This is a genomic window from Halanaerobium congolense (assembly GCF_004366375.1).
GTDB classification, from domain to species: domain Bacteria; phylum Bacillota; class Halanaerobiia; order Halanaerobiales; family Halanaerobiaceae; genus Halanaerobium; species Halanaerobium congolense.
In genome coordinates, this window is the sequence record NZ_SOEF01000043.1 from 1 (window position 1) to 16,424 (window position 16,424).

The 16,424-nt window shown below is 35.0% G+C and carries 11 protein-coding genes; 4 read left to right on the forward strand and 7 right to left on the reverse strand.

The window, feature by feature from the left end; genetic code table 11:
* Positions 1 to 254 precede the first annotated feature (254 nt).
* The 6 genes from C7954_RS12095 to C7954_RS12120 form a co-directional block, all read right to left on the reverse strand.
* The gene (locus tag C7954_RS12095; protein ID WP_420841482.1) at positions 255 to 3,674 is read right to left on the reverse strand and encodes a PAS domain S-box protein; all 3,420 of its coding nucleotides are present in this window, start codon (positions 3,672 to 3,674) and stop codon (positions 255 to 257) included.
* Between the two features lie 80 nt (positions 3,675 to 3,754).
* Positions 3,755 to 4,333 carry a transposase gene (locus C7954_RS12100; RefSeq protein ID WP_073160636.1) on the reverse strand — a complete coding sequence of 193 codons (579 nt, stop codon included), beginning with the start codon at positions 4,331 to 4,333 and terminating at the stop codon, positions 3,755 to 3,757.
* A gap of 151 nt (positions 4,334 to 4,484) precedes the next feature.
* A complete protein-coding gene (uvrA, locus tag C7954_RS12105; RefSeq protein ID WP_073160633.1) occupies positions 4,485 to 7,295 on the reverse strand; it encodes an excinuclease ABC subunit UvrA in 2,811 nt (936 codons plus the stop codon).
* A 79-nt stretch (positions 7,296 to 7,374) separates the two neighbouring features.
* Positions 7,375 to 9,399, reverse strand: a complete 2,025-nt coding sequence (gene uvrB, locus C7954_RS12110; RefSeq protein WP_073160631.1) for an excinuclease ABC subunit UvrB — start codon at positions 9,397 to 9,399, stop codon at positions 7,375 to 7,377.
* A gap of 265 nt (positions 9,400 to 9,664) precedes the next feature.
* The gene (locus C7954_RS12115) at positions 9,665 to 10,450 is read right to left on the reverse strand and encodes a PRC-barrel domain-containing protein (RefSeq protein WP_089656204.1); all 786 of its coding nucleotides are present in this window, start codon (positions 10,448 to 10,450) and stop codon (positions 9,665 to 9,667) included.
* 185 nt (positions 10,451 to 10,635) lie between these two features.
* The gene (locus C7954_RS12120; RefSeq protein ID WP_089723258.1) at positions 10,636 to 11,367 is read right to left on the reverse strand and encodes a glycerophosphodiester phosphodiesterase; all 732 of its coding nucleotides are present in this window, start codon (positions 11,365 to 11,367) and stop codon (positions 10,636 to 10,638) included.
* 229 nt (positions 11,368 to 11,596) lie between these two features.
* Between C7954_RS12120 and C7954_RS12125 the strand changes: the two genes are divergently transcribed.
* The 4 genes from C7954_RS12125 to C7954_RS12140 all read left to right on the forward strand — a co-directional run bounded on the left by C7954_RS12125 (position 11,597) and on the right by C7954_RS12140 (position 15,767).
* Entirely contained in the window at positions 11,597 to 12,484 is an 888-nt protein-coding gene (locus C7954_RS12125) for a carbohydrate ABC transporter permease (RefSeq protein WP_073160625.1), read from the forward strand.
* Between the two features lie 15 nt (positions 12,485 to 12,499).
* A complete protein-coding gene (locus C7954_RS12130) occupies positions 12,500 to 13,327 on the forward strand; it encodes a carbohydrate ABC transporter permease (protein ID WP_073160623.1) in 828 nt (275 codons plus the stop codon).
* A 190-nt stretch (positions 13,328 to 13,517) separates the two neighbouring features.
* Positions 13,518 to 14,813 carry an ABC transporter substrate-binding protein gene (locus C7954_RS12135; RefSeq protein ID WP_089656203.1) on the forward strand — a complete coding sequence of 432 codons (1,296 nt, stop codon included), beginning with the start codon at positions 13,518 to 13,520 and terminating at the stop codon, positions 14,811 to 14,813.
* A 129-nt stretch (positions 14,814 to 14,942) separates the two neighbouring features.
* The gene (locus C7954_RS12140; protein ID WP_073160619.1) at positions 14,943 to 15,767 is read left to right on the forward strand and encodes an HAD-IIA family hydrolase; all 825 of its coding nucleotides are present in this window, start codon (positions 14,943 to 14,945) and stop codon (positions 15,765 to 15,767) included.
* Between the two features lie 271 nt (positions 15,768 to 16,038).
* On the opposite strand, the gene C7954_RS12145 is transcribed toward C7954_RS12140, so the two are convergent.
* Positions 16,039 to 16,424: zinc ribbon domain-containing protein (locus C7954_RS12145; RefSeq protein WP_166667727.1), on the reverse strand; the 386-nt coding region annotated here is incomplete at its 5' end.

Sequence of the window (16,424 nt, forward strand, 5' to 3'; positions counted from 1 at the left end):
TTTTTTTACCTGTCATGCTTTCACCTCCTCACTAATATTATACCATAAACAAAGAGGTTAGACAAACATTTGTTCTTGTTTTTAGAATATTTAATATCTAAATATAATACTTAAAATTCAATACCGTCTTCTCTTTCCTCGGGGCAAGCCCTCGAGGTTTGCGAGCAGACTTTCATTCTATCACCTTTTATTTGTGATTTATTTCTTCTGTACCAGGTACAAATCAATCGATTTGTACCTGGTACCAATAATTTTTATAAGCTTTCAATAAATTTATCCACTAACTCCGGATCAAACTGGCTTCCGGCACAGAATCTTAGTTCTGATTCTGCTTCTTTTTCAGTCATTGCCTCTTTATAAGGGCGGCCGCTGATCATTACATCATAAGAATCAATAATGGTCAACATTCTTGAGAGAAGTGGTATATCTTCCCCAGCCAGACTTTCTGGATAACCGGAGCCATCCCAGCGCTCATGGTGGTGTAATATCTCATATGAAATATGAGCAAAATCTTCAAAATTAGAAGTAATTCTAAAACCAGTTTCGGTATGTTTTTTAATTATTTCCCATTCCTCTTCATTTAATTTACCAGGTTTATTTAAAATTTCCTCAGAAACTGCAATTTTACCGATATCATGCATCTGGGTCAGAAGATAAAGTCTATCCTGTTCAGAATTTGATAGTCCAACTTTTTCGCCAAATCTTTTTGCCATTTTACTCATCCGCTGGACATGTTCTTCAGTTTCTGAACTCTTTTCTTTTAAAGAAGTCAAAAATGCTGAAAGCACACTGCTGCGGGCACTTTTTCGACTGGAAATTTTATTTTTATACATTCTGTCTTCAGCCTTACTTAAGACAGACATCAAATCCTGATCCGTATCTGTTTTGGAAGCTGTTCCCAGTGAAATCGAAACTGCGAGCTCTCCCTCTTCCTGCTCTATCTGCTGATTAATCCTTTTAATAATTACTTCACTTTCCCTTACAGTAGTCTGAGGAAGCAGTACCACAAATTCATCTCCACCCCAGCGGGCAATTATATCTTCATCCCGACAGGAATTATTGATCATCTCAGCTGCACTTTTAATCAGCTGATCTCCAACCTGATGTCCGTAGGTATCATTGATCAGTTTTAAATTATTTAGATCTCCCATAATTATACTGATTGGCTGCTGGCGGGGAGTGTCCACCCTTTTTATTTCCTCTTCCAGAAAAGCTCGATTATATAATCCAGTCAGTTTATCATGAAATCCAAGATATTTAATTTTCTCTTCACTTTCTCTACGTTCTGTAATATCCCAGCTAAATCCTTCAATCGCAAAGTTTTCATCTTTCTTTTCTTTGCTGACCCGGGCATTCATCTCCAGCCACAAAATATTCTTGTTTTTATCATAGGCCTGATAGACAAAATTATTAATCATTCCTTCTTCTTTTAGCTGACTTATAAATTGCTGGCGCCGTTCCGGATTAACATATAATTCCTGGCCCAGATGATTATAGTGCATTATGGTTTCCTCAACTGAATCAAATCCCAAAATTTTAGCAAGATGGGGGTTAATCATCTGTACTCTACCATCAGAAGTAGTTTTGAAAATTCCAACGGGAGAGTTTTCAAATAACTGTCTGTATCTCTTTTCACTTATTTTTAATTTTCTTTCCGACTCCTGCCGTCTCTGCTCATTTATAATCTTTTCAATTCCCAGTGAAATATCACCAGTCAGTTCCTTTAATAATTCAATTTCCCTTTGATCAAAATGGTTTTCTTCAGCTGTGCAGAAAGAAAAAACACCCCAGGGTTTACCAAGAGCTCTAAGTAGAAAAAAGGCCCTGGAGCCGCAGTGATTATCCGGCAGCGATTCCAGTTCATTTAGATTTTGAGAGCTGTTGATAACTAAACTGTCTTTTCCCTGCTCAATTAATTCTTCTTTAAAATTCAAAACTTGATTTTCCAGCTTTAAATCGTGACTGTCCCCTTTTTTGATATAGCTGCAGTTATTTTCGATAGTTGTCAGTATTTTAATTTTTTCATGACTCGAATTAATTTTCCCAATCCAGATATTTTGATATTTTCCATACTCAGAGGTTATCTGGGCTGCTTCCTGCAGCAAATTGTTGAGAGATTTTTCTCTAACAATCAGCTGATTGACCATACTTAAGGTTCTATAAATTTCATTCAATTTCTTTAATTCTTTTTCTGCTTTTTTACGGCGGGTAATATCTACAGCAGTACTAATTAAAAGTTTACGCCCTTTTTCATCAGTTCCAAGAGAAGCCGTACTAAATTCCCAAATTCTTTTTTCCCCATTTTTAGTCTGAATCTCAAAATCACCAGCTTTTTCCTTGTTATGTGAAAAAGCATCTTTAATAATTCCCTTCATTTCAGTCTTCCTACCCCGATAAGCCTTATTAATCCAGCTTTCAATATCAGGGATTTCTTCTTTTTTATAGCCGCTAATATTCTCCCAACTGCTGTTAACAGTTATAACTTCTCCATCATCTGAACGAATCATAATTGGAAATGGGGCTTCACTAATAGCTGTAGAGAACATCTTCTCTCTCTGCCTTATTATTTCTCGCATCTGATAATTTTTACTGACATTTCTAAAAACCATTACAGTTCCATAAATATTGTCTTCATCTGTTTTAATGGGAGCTGCACTGTCTGCAATGTGGTATTCACTACCATCTCTGGCTATCAGTTTTGTATGATTTGCTAGACCTACAATTTTACCATGTTTTAAGACTTTTTCAACCGGATTTTTCACTTCAACCCCAGTTTTTGAGTTAACAATAATAAAGATTTCTCTGATATCTTTATTTTTTGCCTCATCTAAAGTCCAGCCGGTTAAATCTTCAGCAATACTGTTCAATCTTTTAACCCGACCTTCTTTATCTGTTACGATTAATCCATCACCAATAGAATTAAGAGTTATAGAAAGAAAACGGCGCTGTTCTTTTATTTCTTTTTCCTGTTCTAAATTTTTTAGAATATTGGTGATTTTAGCTGTGATTGAATTAAGTAAATCAAATTCTTCTTTTAAAAATACTGTTCCCTGATCCTGCACTGGGTGTTGTTCTAAATAAACAACCTCAATTTTTCCTACCTCTTTATTATTAATTTTCAGAGGGTTCTGCTGGCTCCATTCTGTTTCTCTAAAATTAGAAGTCTGATATTCATTTCCCTGATAAATAATTCTTGCCTCACAGTCTTTCGAAAACTGGTAAGATGGTGGAATTCCCTGAACAACTTCATTTAATAACTGATCAAGATCAGTCTTTGAACTTTCAGCTGCTTCTGAAATCCTATAAAGCCCTGTCAGCTCTTTAACCCGTTCTCTGAGTTCAAAATTTAATGTTTTTAAACTGGAGGTACTTTTATAAATATAAAATGAGGCAATAATTATTACAGATACTTCAATTAAATACTGCGCTATATCTATCTGGAGATTATATAAATCCTGAATTGCAAGTACAGAAATTGCAAAAATAGTTGAATAAACTGCACCTTTTTTTGCAAAACTCAAACTGCAGTAGATTACAAATAAAATAATAAGTGGTTCTATGACTTCCAGCCTGGCCAGTAAGGCAATCAAAATTATGGCTGCAGCCATAATAAATGCAGCAGCTTTAGACTGTAATATTTCTTTGATTCTAGTAGATTTCTCCAATTTCTGCACCTCCAATTATATTTTAATTATATCACTTATAGGTACCAGGTACAAAAAGGGGTTTTTGTACCTGGTACAAGTAAAATTAATCACAAGTCTATTTCAAGTTTTATTTCTTTATCTAACTCCTTATTAATCTCATTTGATTCAACAAATTTCTTATATAAATTACAATTATTTTCAAAGAAGTTTAAAATATGATCAGTTTCTACCAACTCACTATCTTTTTGTGCTAAATAAATCGGATAACTACTCCTATTATATTCATCTGCATTTTCAACAATGGAGGCTTCAACTGGATTTAAATGAATATATCTACTGACACCAATATTATAAAAATCATCTTCAATAACCTTTGAATGATATCGCCCCTGAAACACATGCCCCTTTAAATCATATTTATAATTAAAATATCTTGCGTAGAATAGATTAATTCGATGCATAATCTTCCAAATTGGATCTTTCTCAGTTTTAATTTGTAAGTGAATATGGTTTGTCATCAAACAATAACTCAGTAATGAATAATTACATTCCTCTTTTATTTTCTTTAGTATTTCTAAATAAAAAGTATAGTCGCGATTATCTCTAAATAGGTGACCCTGTCGATTACCCCTACTGACAATATGATAAATAGCTCCTGGATACCAGACACGATTTTTTCTTGGCATATTGATATCTCCTTCCATTTATTGGATTTAAAGTAATATTATTATATCATCTTTATCCATATAATGGAAGGGATAATTTAAACTTGTGAATTTATTCTTCTGTACCAGGTACAAATGGGCCCATTTGTACCTGGTACCTAACGTTTTAACTCTATAACACTTCTTTTAAAAATTTACCGGTATAAGAATTTTCATTCTGAGCTACCTCTTCTGGAGTACCGGTGGCAACTACCTCTCCACCTTTTTCTCCACCTTCTGGTCCTAAATCAATTAGATAATCTGCCGATTTAATTACATCCAGATTGTGCTCAATGACAATTACTGTATTACCATCTTCACGCAGGCGGTGCAGTACTTCCAACAATTTCTTGATATCAGCAAAATGAAGACCGGTTGTTGGCTCATCCAGCAAATAGAGGGTTTCTCCTGTACTTCTTTTTCCAAGCTCTTTGGAAATTTTAATTCGCTGTGCTTCACCACCAGAAAATGTAGTGGCTGGCTGACCAAGTCTTATATAGCCGAGACCGACATCATAAAGTGTCTGCAGCCGACGGCGAATTGGTTCTATATTTTCAAAAAACTCGACAGCCTCTTCCACTGTCATATCCAGCACATCAGCAATAGTTTTACCTTTATATTTAATTTCTAAGGTTTCGCGGTTATAACGTTTACCATTACAGACATCACAGGGGACATAAACATCAGGTAAAAAGTGCATCTCTATTTCTTCAATTCCCTGCCCCTTACAGGCTTCACAGCGGCCGCCTTTAACATTGAAACTGAAGCGTCCAATTTCATATCCACGCTGTTTAGCCTCCGGAGTGCTGGCAAAAACATCTCTAATATAATTAAAAACTTTTGTATAAGTTACAGCATTAGAGCGAGGAGTTCTGCCAATTGGTGACTGATCAATATTGATTACTTTATCAATCTGATCCATTCCCTGGACTTCATCATGCTCACCCGGATGCAGAGTTGAATCGTGAAGTTCCCGCATCATTTTTCTCTTAAGAGTATTATTAATCAGAGTACTTTTTCCTGAACCTGAAACTCCGGTCACACAGGTAAAGGTGCCTAAAGGAAAGTCCACATCTATACTTTTTAGATTATGCTGCCTGGCACCTTTGATACTGAGCCACTTTTCTCCAGCCGGATACCTGTCTGCAGGTACCTGAATCTTCTTTTTCCCTGATAAATACTGTCCGGTAAGTGAACGCTCTTCCTCTATAATATCAGCCAGAGATCCCTCAGCTACAATTTCTCCACCGTGTTTTCCAGCTCCAGGTCCCATATCAATAATATAATCAGCAGATCTAATTGTATCTTCATCATGTTCAACTACGATTACAGTATTTCCTAAATCCCGGATATGCTCTAAGGTACTGATCAAGCGGTTGTTATCTCTCTGATGCAGGCCAATGCTCGGCTCATCTAAAATATATAAGACACCCATTAAACCTGAGCCAATCTGAGTTGCTAATCTAATCCGCTGGGCTTCACCACCTGAAAGTGTACCGGCAGATCGGTCCAGGCTTAAATAATCAAGACCAACGTCTAATAAAAAGCGCAGTCTTTCTCTTACTTCTTTCAAAATTTCCTTACCTATCTTAGTCCGGCGGTCATCCAGTTCTACACCTGCTATAAATTCGTGAGCTTCTTTAATTGTAAAGGAACTAAATTTAGCAATAGAAATTCCACCAACTGTTACTGCCAGCACTTCTGGTTTGAGACGCTGACCATGACAGACATGACATGGAATCTCGTTCATATATCTTTCCATCCTCTTATGTGTCCCTGGACTATCAGATTTATCCATTCTTTCCGTTAAATAACCTGTTATTCCCTTAAACCTGGTGGTATGGTCTCTTGTTTTACCATAGCGATTTGTATAGGGAAAGGTAATTTTCTTGTTATCACCATAGAGTAATTTTTCTAAAATCTGATCATCAAGATTCTCAATTTTTGTCTCCAGGCTAAAATCATACTCCTCTGCCATTGCCTCTAAAAGAGCAGGATAGTAGCGGCTGGATGAGCTGGCCCAGGGAATAATTCCTCCATCAGCTATCGATTTTTCTTTATCCAGTATTAAATCAGGATCAAATTCTTTTTTCACTCCCAGACCATCACAGTTATCACAGGCTCCATAGGGGGAGTTAAAGGAAAACATTCTGGGTGACATTTCTTCCAGACTAATATTATGCTCAGGACAGGCAAATTTTTCACTGTAAGTTGTTATCTCACCATCTATCTGATCAATCATTACCAGACCTTCAGCATATTCAAGAGCAGTTTCTACAGAATCAGCCAGCCGCTCTCTAATCCCATCCTTAACTACCAGCCGATCAACAATAATTTCTATATCATGTTTAAAATTCTTATCCAGCTTTTCTGCTTCTTCTAAAAGAATTGTCTCACCATCGACCCGGGCTCTGACAAAACCATCTCTCTGAGCCTGCAGAAAAGTGCGCTCATGCTCACCTTTGCGACCTCGAACAATTGGTGCCAGAATCTGGATTTTAGTCCTCTCCGGCAGTTCCAGTACCTGATCAACAATCTCATCAACTGTCTGAGATTTAATTTCCTTACCACAGATAGGGCAGTGTGGAATCCCTACTCTGGCGTAGAGCAAACGCAGATAATCATGAATTTCGGTTACCGTACCTACAGTTGAACGCGGATTACGGCTGGTTGTTTTTTGATCAATTGAAATTGCAGGAGAAAGACCTTCTATATATTCCACCTTGGGTTTTTCCATCTGGCCCAGAAACTGGCGGGCATAAGCGGAAAGTGATTCTACATACCGGCGCTGGCCTTCTGCATAGATGGTGTCAAATGCCAGTGAAGACTTACCGGAACCACTTAAACCTGTAATTACAATCAGTTTATCTCGTGGTATATCAATATCTACTTTTTTAAGGTTGTGCTCTTCAGCACCCTTTACTATTAAACGTTCTAATCCCATTAAAATTACACCTCTTTATTTAATAGGTACCAGGTACAAGAAATCGTTTTAGGTACCTGGTACCTAAAAATATTTATTATTATTCTTCCAATTTTGATTCTAATTCTTCTATTTCGTCTCTAATCTGAGCAGCAATCTCAAATTCTAAGTTATCTGCTGCTGATTCCATTTCAGCTTCTAAATCTATTATTAAATGCTGAATCTCTTTGCGTGTCATATTATTATAATTTTGAGTATTATCATCAGGATTTTCGTTGTCCTGACTTTTGTCATAATAGCGGCTTTTATCTTCGGAAACTACCATATCCACCGGTTTTACAACATCACGAACTGGTTTAATAATAGTTTCTGGTGTAATGTTATTATCTTTATTATGCTGGATCTGAATTTCTCTTCTTCTTTCAGTTTCATCGATAGCAAACTTCATTGAATCAGTTATTTTATCGGCATACATAATAACCTTACCGCCAACATTACGAGCGGCACGACCAATTGTCTGAATCAAGGCCCGCTGTGAGCGAAGAAACCCTTCCTTATCAGCATCTAAAATTGCCACCCGAGAAACTTCCGGTAAATCAAGTCCCTCCCGCAAAAGATTAATACCTACCAGTACATCGAACTCTCCCAAACGCAGATCGCGAATAATCTCTGAGCGCTCAATTGTATCAATATCAGAATGAAGGTAGCGGACTCTAATTCCAGCTTCAGCCAGATATTCTGTCAAGTCTTCTGACATCTTCTTAGTCAAAGTTGTTACTAGAACTCTTTCTCCATCTTCAACAACCTGCCGTATTTCTTCCAGCAGATCATCTATTTGGCCTTTAGTTGGTCTAACATCTATTTCAGGATCCACAAGTCCTGTTGGACGAATTATCTGCTCTACTATCTGCTGGCTGTGCTCCCTCTCATAAGGTCCTGGAGTTGCAGAAACATAAACCGTCTGCGGCACAACCTGTTCAAATTCTTCAAAATTAAGCGGCCTGTTATCTAAGGCAGAAGGAAGCCGAAATCCATATTCAACTAATTTTTCCTTACGTGAACGGTCACCGGCAAACATTCCTCCAATTTGAGGAACTGTCATATGTGACTCATCAATAATAACCATAAAATCATCTGGAAAATAATCCAACAGAGCCATCGGTCTGGAGCCGGGTTCACGTCCTGCCAAATGGCGGGCATAGTTTTCAATTCCTGAGCAAAATCCCATCTGCTCCAGCATCTCCAAATCATAACGAGTCCGCTGTTCTAGGCGCTGGGCTTCAACTAGGCGATTTTCTGCCCGCAGTTCTTTTAATCGCTCCTCCAACTCAGACTTAACTGTTTTAATTGCTCTTTCAACCTTAGCTTCCGGAGTAACAAAGTGGCTGGCCGGATAAATTGTCATCTCATCTATTTCAGCCTCTACTTCACCTGTTACCGTATTGATTCTGGTCACTCTATCTATCTCATCACCAAAAAGCTCAACTCTAATTGCTATATCCCGGTAGGCTGGAAAAATATCAATAACATCACCCTTAACTCGAAAGTGGCCGCGAGAAGTATCCATATCATTGCGGCTGTACTGCATAAAAGTTAGGCTCCTGGTAATTTCTTTCCGGTCCATAATTTTACCCACTTCTAAATCTAAGGATAAATTTAGATAATCATCAGGAGAACCAAGGCCATAAATACAGGATACACTTGCTACAATTAAAACATCACGTCGTTCAAAAAGCGAAGTAGTAGCAGAAAGCCTAAGTTTTTCAATTTCGTCATTTACCGATGCATCTTTTTCTATATAGGTATCAGTCTGAGGTACATAAGCTTCAGGCTGATAATAATCATAATAACTCACAAAATATTCAACTGCATTATCTGGGAAAAATTCCTTAAACTCACTGGTCAGCTGAGCTGCCAATGTTTTATTATGGGCAATAACCAGGGTTGGTTTATTTACCTCTTCCACCAGTTTAGCCATTGTAAAAGTTTTACCAGTACCTGTAGCGCCAAGCAGGGTTTGATGGCGATATCCTTTTTTTATTCCTTTAGCTAAATTTTCTATAGCTTCGGGTTGATCACCTTTGGGCTCAAAAGGGGCCTTTAATTTAAATTTACCATCCTTCACTAAATATCCCCTCCATTTTTATTAAAAAAATATTTCTAATTAAAGACATCATCTAAACTTTTTAATATAGTTAAAATTATTATACTCTTAACTTAGAAAAATATCAGTAAAATTTAAGACATTTTTAAATAAGTGAATATATGTTTAATCTGCTATTTAATTATAGCAATAATCATTACTAATTTAAAGTATTTAATTTTAAATCCCTAAAATAGTCTAAAAAAAAAGAGTCCCGTACGGGACTCTTTTCGTAATTCTATCTATTTTACCAATATTTATCTTCATCATAATGATCATAGAGCATTTCTTCATAGCTTTTAGGAAGCAAATTTTTTGATTTTTCTTCTTCATATTTTGGTGCTGAAGCTATTTGATCTTTGTCTTTATCTACAAAAATTTCTTTACCATGCCAGCTAATACTGTGAATCCAATCAGGTGAAATTAAAACAGATTTCTTACCCTCAATCTTTTTTCCAGTATCGACTAGAATATATCTTATTATCCAGCTATCTTCTTCTTCAATAAAAAAATCTTCTATATGACCAAAGTTTTCATCTTTAGCGTGAATTTTGTAACCCCTAACTTCTTCCACACTTCTTAAATTTGTTTTAGCTATTTCTGCTTTTTCTTGAGCTTCTTTTTCTTTTTCAAGAACTTTAAAATCAAGCAGTTTTTTGCGTTCACTTATACCAGCATGAATCAGCTCACTATCACTAGAATGAGTTTTTTCCCAATAATCAGGCCAACCAAAATAATCAATAATTTCTTGCTCTTTTACTTTCGAAATTGGTTCATTCTTTTTAATACTTGGAGAATCTTCAAGCTGATCTTTTGTTAACTCAACCATAATTTTTTTGCTGTCATAATCAATATTATCAATGGCATGAGTTGAAATCAAAGTTTCTTCTTGTTTTAACCAGTTCCCCGTATCAAGAACCAAATAACGAACTACAAATTGACTTTGATCAAAGTAAAAATCATCGACTTTACCTAATTTCGCATCTCGCCCGTGGACCTCAAATGATTTAAGAGAATGGAGCTTTCTTAACATTTTGATCACCTCTTATATTTTTTTGACTAAACCAAGTGACAAAAAAACAACTGGATATTTTCGAATTATTTATTTAATAGTTAATTGTTTTATAGCTTTTTTGTCTACTTTTTTGTCTACTTTTTAATTATACTATTTATAGTCAAAAAATTCAAATTTTATTATTTACTGGACTTGGTATTTATCTAAATGATATCATTCTTTTCTCGTACTTTTTGAACCATTTCAATATCATCTGTGATAATCATATCTATTCCATTTTTTAATAGATCAGCTGCTGCTGAAGGGTAATTCACAGTATAGGCACAGGTTTCTATTCCCATAAAATGTGATTTTTCTATTATTTTTTGATCAAAAGTTAAAAAATGCATATGTAAACTGTTAAAACCCCGTTTAAATACATAATCTGAAGGATTTATCATTTTAGACATTAATAAAGCACCGGTTTTAGCTGCTGGTTGTAATTTTTTTACCTTTTCTAGACTATAGTGATTAAAAGAAGAAATGATAACCTTATCTCTTATTTTAAATTGATCCACAAGCTTTAAAACTTTTTCCTCTAATTTGGGATAGCTAAGATAATTTTTTAATTCAATATTGATAATTTCTAAGCCCTTTACAATTTCCAGCACTTCTTTTAAAGTTGGTATTTTTTCTTCTTTAAAATCGCTGCTGAAAAATTCTCCTACATTCATCTCTTTTAACTCTTTTAATGTATGATTTTTAACCAAACCACTGCCATTCATTGTCCGATCAATAAATTCATCATGAATAACTACAACTTCTCCATCTTTTGTTAACTGCACATCAAATTCTACTCCGTCTGCTCCCAATTCTACCGCTTTTCTAAAAGCAATTAAAGTGTTTTCTGGATATCCAGTCGCTCCACCACGATGACCAATAATTTTTGTTTTCATTATATTCACTTCCCTCTATCATTATTTGCTTAAGTTAATTATAATTTAATTTACTTATATAATATAACTTTTTGAATGCAGCTGCAAATTATATCAATAAATTTAAATTATAAATGATAATAATTTTATTTTTTTAGCAGGTCTTTTTAATTACATAGAGAAATATATTGATGTAAGTAACTTTTTTATATTAAAAATTCAAAATATTATAAAAACGGGGGTAATCAGATTGAATAGTAAGTTTGCTAAAAAATACAGATATTTGGCCTATCTTTTAATTGCTCCATCTATTATTATTGTTACAACCTTTTTAATTTATCCTTCAGCTCAATCACTTTACTTAAGTTTTTTTCGCTCTACTCCTTTTGGCAACAGACAGATTTTTGTGGGAATAGAAAACTTCCAACGCTTGTTAACTTCACCGGCTTACTGGAACAGTTTAACTCGCTCACTTGTTTTTACAGCAATTACAGTCTTTATTTCAATTTCTTCTGCCTTAATTCTGGCAGTAGTTACTAATAAAAAAATTAAAGGTGCAAAAATTTATAAAAGTTTATTGATCTGGCCCTTTGCCTTTTCTTTTGCCTTTGCTGGTATTATCTGGGGGGTTTTGCTGCACCCAAATGTAGGTATCATGTCTTATTATATTAAACTGTTAACTACTCTAGATTTCAACTGGATCAACAATGGTACAGCAGCTTTTACCTTAATAATTATTGCTTCCAGCTGGAGAATGCTCGGTTATAATTTTATCTTTTTCATTGCTGCTCTGCAGAATGTTTCTCCTGAACTTTTAGAAGCAGCTGATATTGATGGTGCCAGTCCGGTTACAAAATTCTGGAAAATAACTTTTCCTTTAATTTCGCCAATTACATTTTTCCTCTTGATTATGAATACTCTACAGGTCTTCTTTTTAACTTTTGGAGTTGTTGATGTATTAACTCAAGGAGGACCAGCTCGAGCCACAGATATAGTTACTTATAAATTATTTAGAGATGCATTTTTGAGTATGAGGACCGGTTATGCATCAGCTCAGTCAATTATCCTCTTTGTTTTTGTAGCAATTATAACAATCATTCAATTTAAATATGCCGGCGAAAAAGTATTTTATCAGTAAAGGGGCGAATTTAGGATGAAACGAAAAAAATCAACTACAATTTTTATTCACCTTTTTTTAATAATTTCTGTAATTTTAGTCTCATTTCCCATAATTTATGCTTTTATGGTTAGTACTTTAAATATAAATGAGGTCTATTCATCTCCACCTAAATTACAATTTGGAGATAATATGCTTAATAACTATCGCGAAGCCTGGCAGCGATCAAATATGGGCAAACTACTTTTTAACAGTGCTTTTATCTCAGTTGTTACCGCAGTCGGAAAAATTATTCTCTCAGTCTCGGCAGCCTTTGCCTTTGTCTATTTTGGGGATTTCCCGGGCAAAAACATTCTCTTTATTCTGATCTTAATTACTCATATGCTGCCTCTGCCAATTCGGATTGTACCGACATATCAATTGATGGATAATTTAGGCTGGCTTGATACCTACTATGCACTAACCATCCCTTTTTTCGCCAGTGCAACCGGAGTGCTTTTATTTAGACAATTTTACATGACAGTTCCAGAGTCACTGCTGGAGGCCAGCTTAATAGATGGCATTACTCCACTGAGATTTCTCTGGTCAATTTTAATCCCACTTTCTAAAAGTAATATAGTTGCTCTCTTTACTATCGAATTTATTTGGGTCTGGAATCAATATTTATGGCCGCTGGTAACTACCAACAGTGCTCAGGTTCGAGTAGTACAAATAGGTTTAAAAATGTTAATTCCTTCAGATGCACAACCGGAGTGGAATGTAATTATGGCAGCTCTGATCATTGGCGTTATCCCACCACTATTAGTTTATTTAACTCTGCAGAAAAGTCTTGTCGAAGGCTTTGCTATGCAGCAGGATAAATAATATATAATTTATAGGGATTGTTATTTATCAAAGGAGGGATAAATAAAAGTAAACTCAATAAATTAATTTTAAAACTGGGGGGTGAGTCCAAAGTCAAACTTGATTAGATCTTAAGTTTATATCGCTGAATCATTTTTCATCACAAAAAGGAGGTGTAATCTTCATTTATTTAAATAAATGGAGAAAATTTATGCTCAGAAAAACTATTATTATTTTAACTTTAGTCACTCTCTTTGCTTTTAGTGCAGCAATGGTTTCAGCCCAGACAATCGAACTAGAATTTTGGCACGCTATGAGTGGTGGCCGGACAGCTGCAGTAGAAAGAATTGTTGATGGATTTAATGAAGAACATCCTGATATTCATGTGACAGCTCAATTTACCGGTAGTTATGCAGAAACATTAACTCAGGGAATCTCAGCTGTACGTTCAGGAAATCCCCCTCACATAATTCAGGTTTACGAAGTTGGTACTCAAACAATGTTAGATAGTGAAGCAATTGTTCCTGTTTATGAAATTGCAGAAGGTGAAATTGACTTCGGCAGTGTTATTCAGCCTATTTTAAACTATTACAGTGTTGACGGAAATCTCTACTCTATGCCTTTTAACTCTTCAACCGCAATGCTTTATTACAACAAAGATGCTTTTGCAGAAGCAGGTATTATGGAAGCTCCTGATACCTGGACAGATGTAGAAGAAATGGGTTTAAAAATAATTGAAAGCGGAGCAGCTAATCATGGTCTATCTTTTGGCTGGCCTGCCTGGATTTTAGAACAGATGCATGCTTATCATAATGTTCCTTATGCAAATAATATTAATGGACGCGAAGGAAGAGCCAGTGAAGTATATCTTGATAAGAGATTTGCTAAAATGGTCTTAGAAAGCTGGACTGACCTGGTTGAAAAAGATGTTATTGCTTATGGTGGTCGTGAATATTCTGCAAACCAGGATTTCTTAGCTGGCGAGGTTGCAATGTTAATTCAGTCAACTTCTTCTCTAAGCTCTATTATAGAATCTGCTGATTTTGAAGTAGGAACTACTTTCTTACCTCGCTTTGAGGGTTATGGAATTGGTAACTCTGTAATTGGTGGAGCCTCACTCTGGGTAATGCAGGGTCACAGTGATGAGGAATATAAAGCTGTTGTTGAATTCTTTAAATATTTAAGCAGAACTGATGTAACTATTCAGTGGCATAAAGATACCGGTTATTTCCCATCTACAAATGCTGCTGTAAAAACTCTAATGGATAATCGCTGGTTCAGCGATCACCCAAATTATTTAACAGCTTTTCTACAGATATTAAGTGGTGTTCAATCACCTGCAGCTAATGGTGTACTACTTGGTAACTTTGTAGAAATCAGAGACATAGTCGATACTGCCGTAGAAGAAGCATTTACCGGTGTATCCTCTGCGGAAGATGCTCTAAATAAAGCAGATGTTCAGGCAGATAGTGTTCTGCAGGATTATACAGAGCTGTTTGGAAATTAGATTTTAAAGACTGTAGAAATATAAATTAGAATTTTAAGCCAGGGAGCCTGAGCTGTTATGCCCGGGCTCTCTTCTTATAGTCGTTTTATTGATTTAAAAATATTTTTTACTGCTTGAAAGGAGAAGCTGATGAGTGATTTAAAAGATATAAAATTTTTTATTTTAGATATGGATGGTACAATTTATTTAGAAAACAAAATACTTCCAAGAACTCTTGATTTTTTAACAAAACTAGAAGCAGCAAACCGGGATTATATTTTATTAACTAACAATTCGTCAAGAAACAGAGATGATTATCAGCAAAAACTTTCAAAAATGAAAATTGATCTTCCACCTGAAAAAATTATTAATTCAGGAGAAACTACAGCTGCTTATCTTGCAGATCAGGGAAGAAAACAAGGGAAAAGAATTTATCTTTTAGGAACAAAATCTTTAAAAAAAGAAATGGAGAAATTTGGTCATCAAATTGTAAATAAAGAAAAAGAGATTCGAAAAAAACCGGAAAAAGTTGATTATGTAGTATTAGGTTTTGATAAAACATTAACTTATAAAAAGCTCTGGGATGCCCATGAACTAATATTATCTGGTGTAAATTATGTGGCAACCCACCCTGATTTAGTCTGCCCGTTAAAAGGAGATAAAACTCAGCCGGACACCGGGGCAATGATAGAATTATTAGCAGCTTCAACTGGTAAAAGACCTTTGATAATCGGTAAGCCATCTAAATTAACAGTAGAATTTATTTTAAAGAGATTTAAGCTTAAGAAATCGGAAGTGGCGATGGTTGGAGATCGTTTGTATACTGATATGAAAATGGCTTATGAGGCCGGCATCACCGGAATTTTAGTCTTAAGTGGAGAAACTAAAAGAGAGGACTTAAAAGATTTAAAAGATAATGAAAAATATTTTAACTATGTTTTTGAAGATGTAGGAGAAATTATAAATCGTTTATGAAAAGAACAAAGGATAAAAACAGACTGTAATTTAATCTTACAGTTTTGCTTTTATCCCCTTAATTATTATTTGTTATTAGTCATTCAAATATCTGTGAACCTCACCATCTAAATCATAGATGTAGATGGTTCTTCTAACTACTTCATATAGATTAAAACTCAACCTATATTACTAGGTTAGTTTACAAGATGTTTGGTTTTTAAGTCGCACCAGAGGCACTCCCTATCTAAACAGAACATACAAGCACTGTTTAAGGTTGCCGCCTAAGTTATTAGGATACCCTTAATCTTGACGGATTGGCCACATATCCATTATCTCTCGCCTGTTTAATAGGTCTGAGAATACATTTATTTTTTAGGTATTTGCGAAGAATGTTAAGACTGCCATTCTGATCTGCATTAATTAATAGACCTTGATTAGTTTTAAAGAGACCTCTTTTAATTCTTCTGGATTTATTATAGTTGCTTTTATTTATTTTTTCTAGATCTAGTGCACTACAGCCAGAAGTATAGCTTTCATTAATTTTAACAACTTTTATACCATTTAATTTAGCTTTATATTTAATTAGTTCAACTAATCTCTGAATTGGTATTTGGACAAAAGACTTAAGCTTGCTGCTTTGCTTAATATTTTTTATATCTCCAATTACAATAATAG

Coding starts and splice junctions, on each gene's coding strand:
- C7954_RS12100 (WP_073160636.1), bottom strand. CDS start 4,333: ATGCCAAGAAAAAATCGTGTCTGGTATCCAGGAGCTATTTATCATATT.
- uvrA (WP_073160633.1), bottom strand. CDS start 7,295: ATGGGATTAGAACGTTTAATAGTAAAGGGTGCTGAAGAGCACAACCTT.
- C7954_RS12115 (WP_089656204.1), bottom strand. CDS start 10,450: ATGTTAAGAAAGCTCCATTCTCTTAAATCATTTGAGGTCCACGGGCGA.
- C7954_RS12120 (WP_089723258.1), bottom strand. CDS start 11,367: ATGAAAACAAAAATTATTGGTCATCGTGGTGGAGCGACTGGATATCCA.
- C7954_RS12130 (WP_073160623.1), top strand. CDS start 12,500: ATGAAACGAAAAAAATCAACTACAATTTTTATTCACCTTTTTTTAATA.
- C7954_RS12135 (WP_089656203.1), top strand. CDS start 13,518: ATGCTCAGAAAAACTATTATTATTTTAACTTTAGTCACTCTCTTTGCT.
- C7954_RS12140 (WP_073160619.1), top strand. CDS start 14,943: ATGAGTGATTTAAAAGATATAAAATTTTTTATTTTAGATATGGATGGT.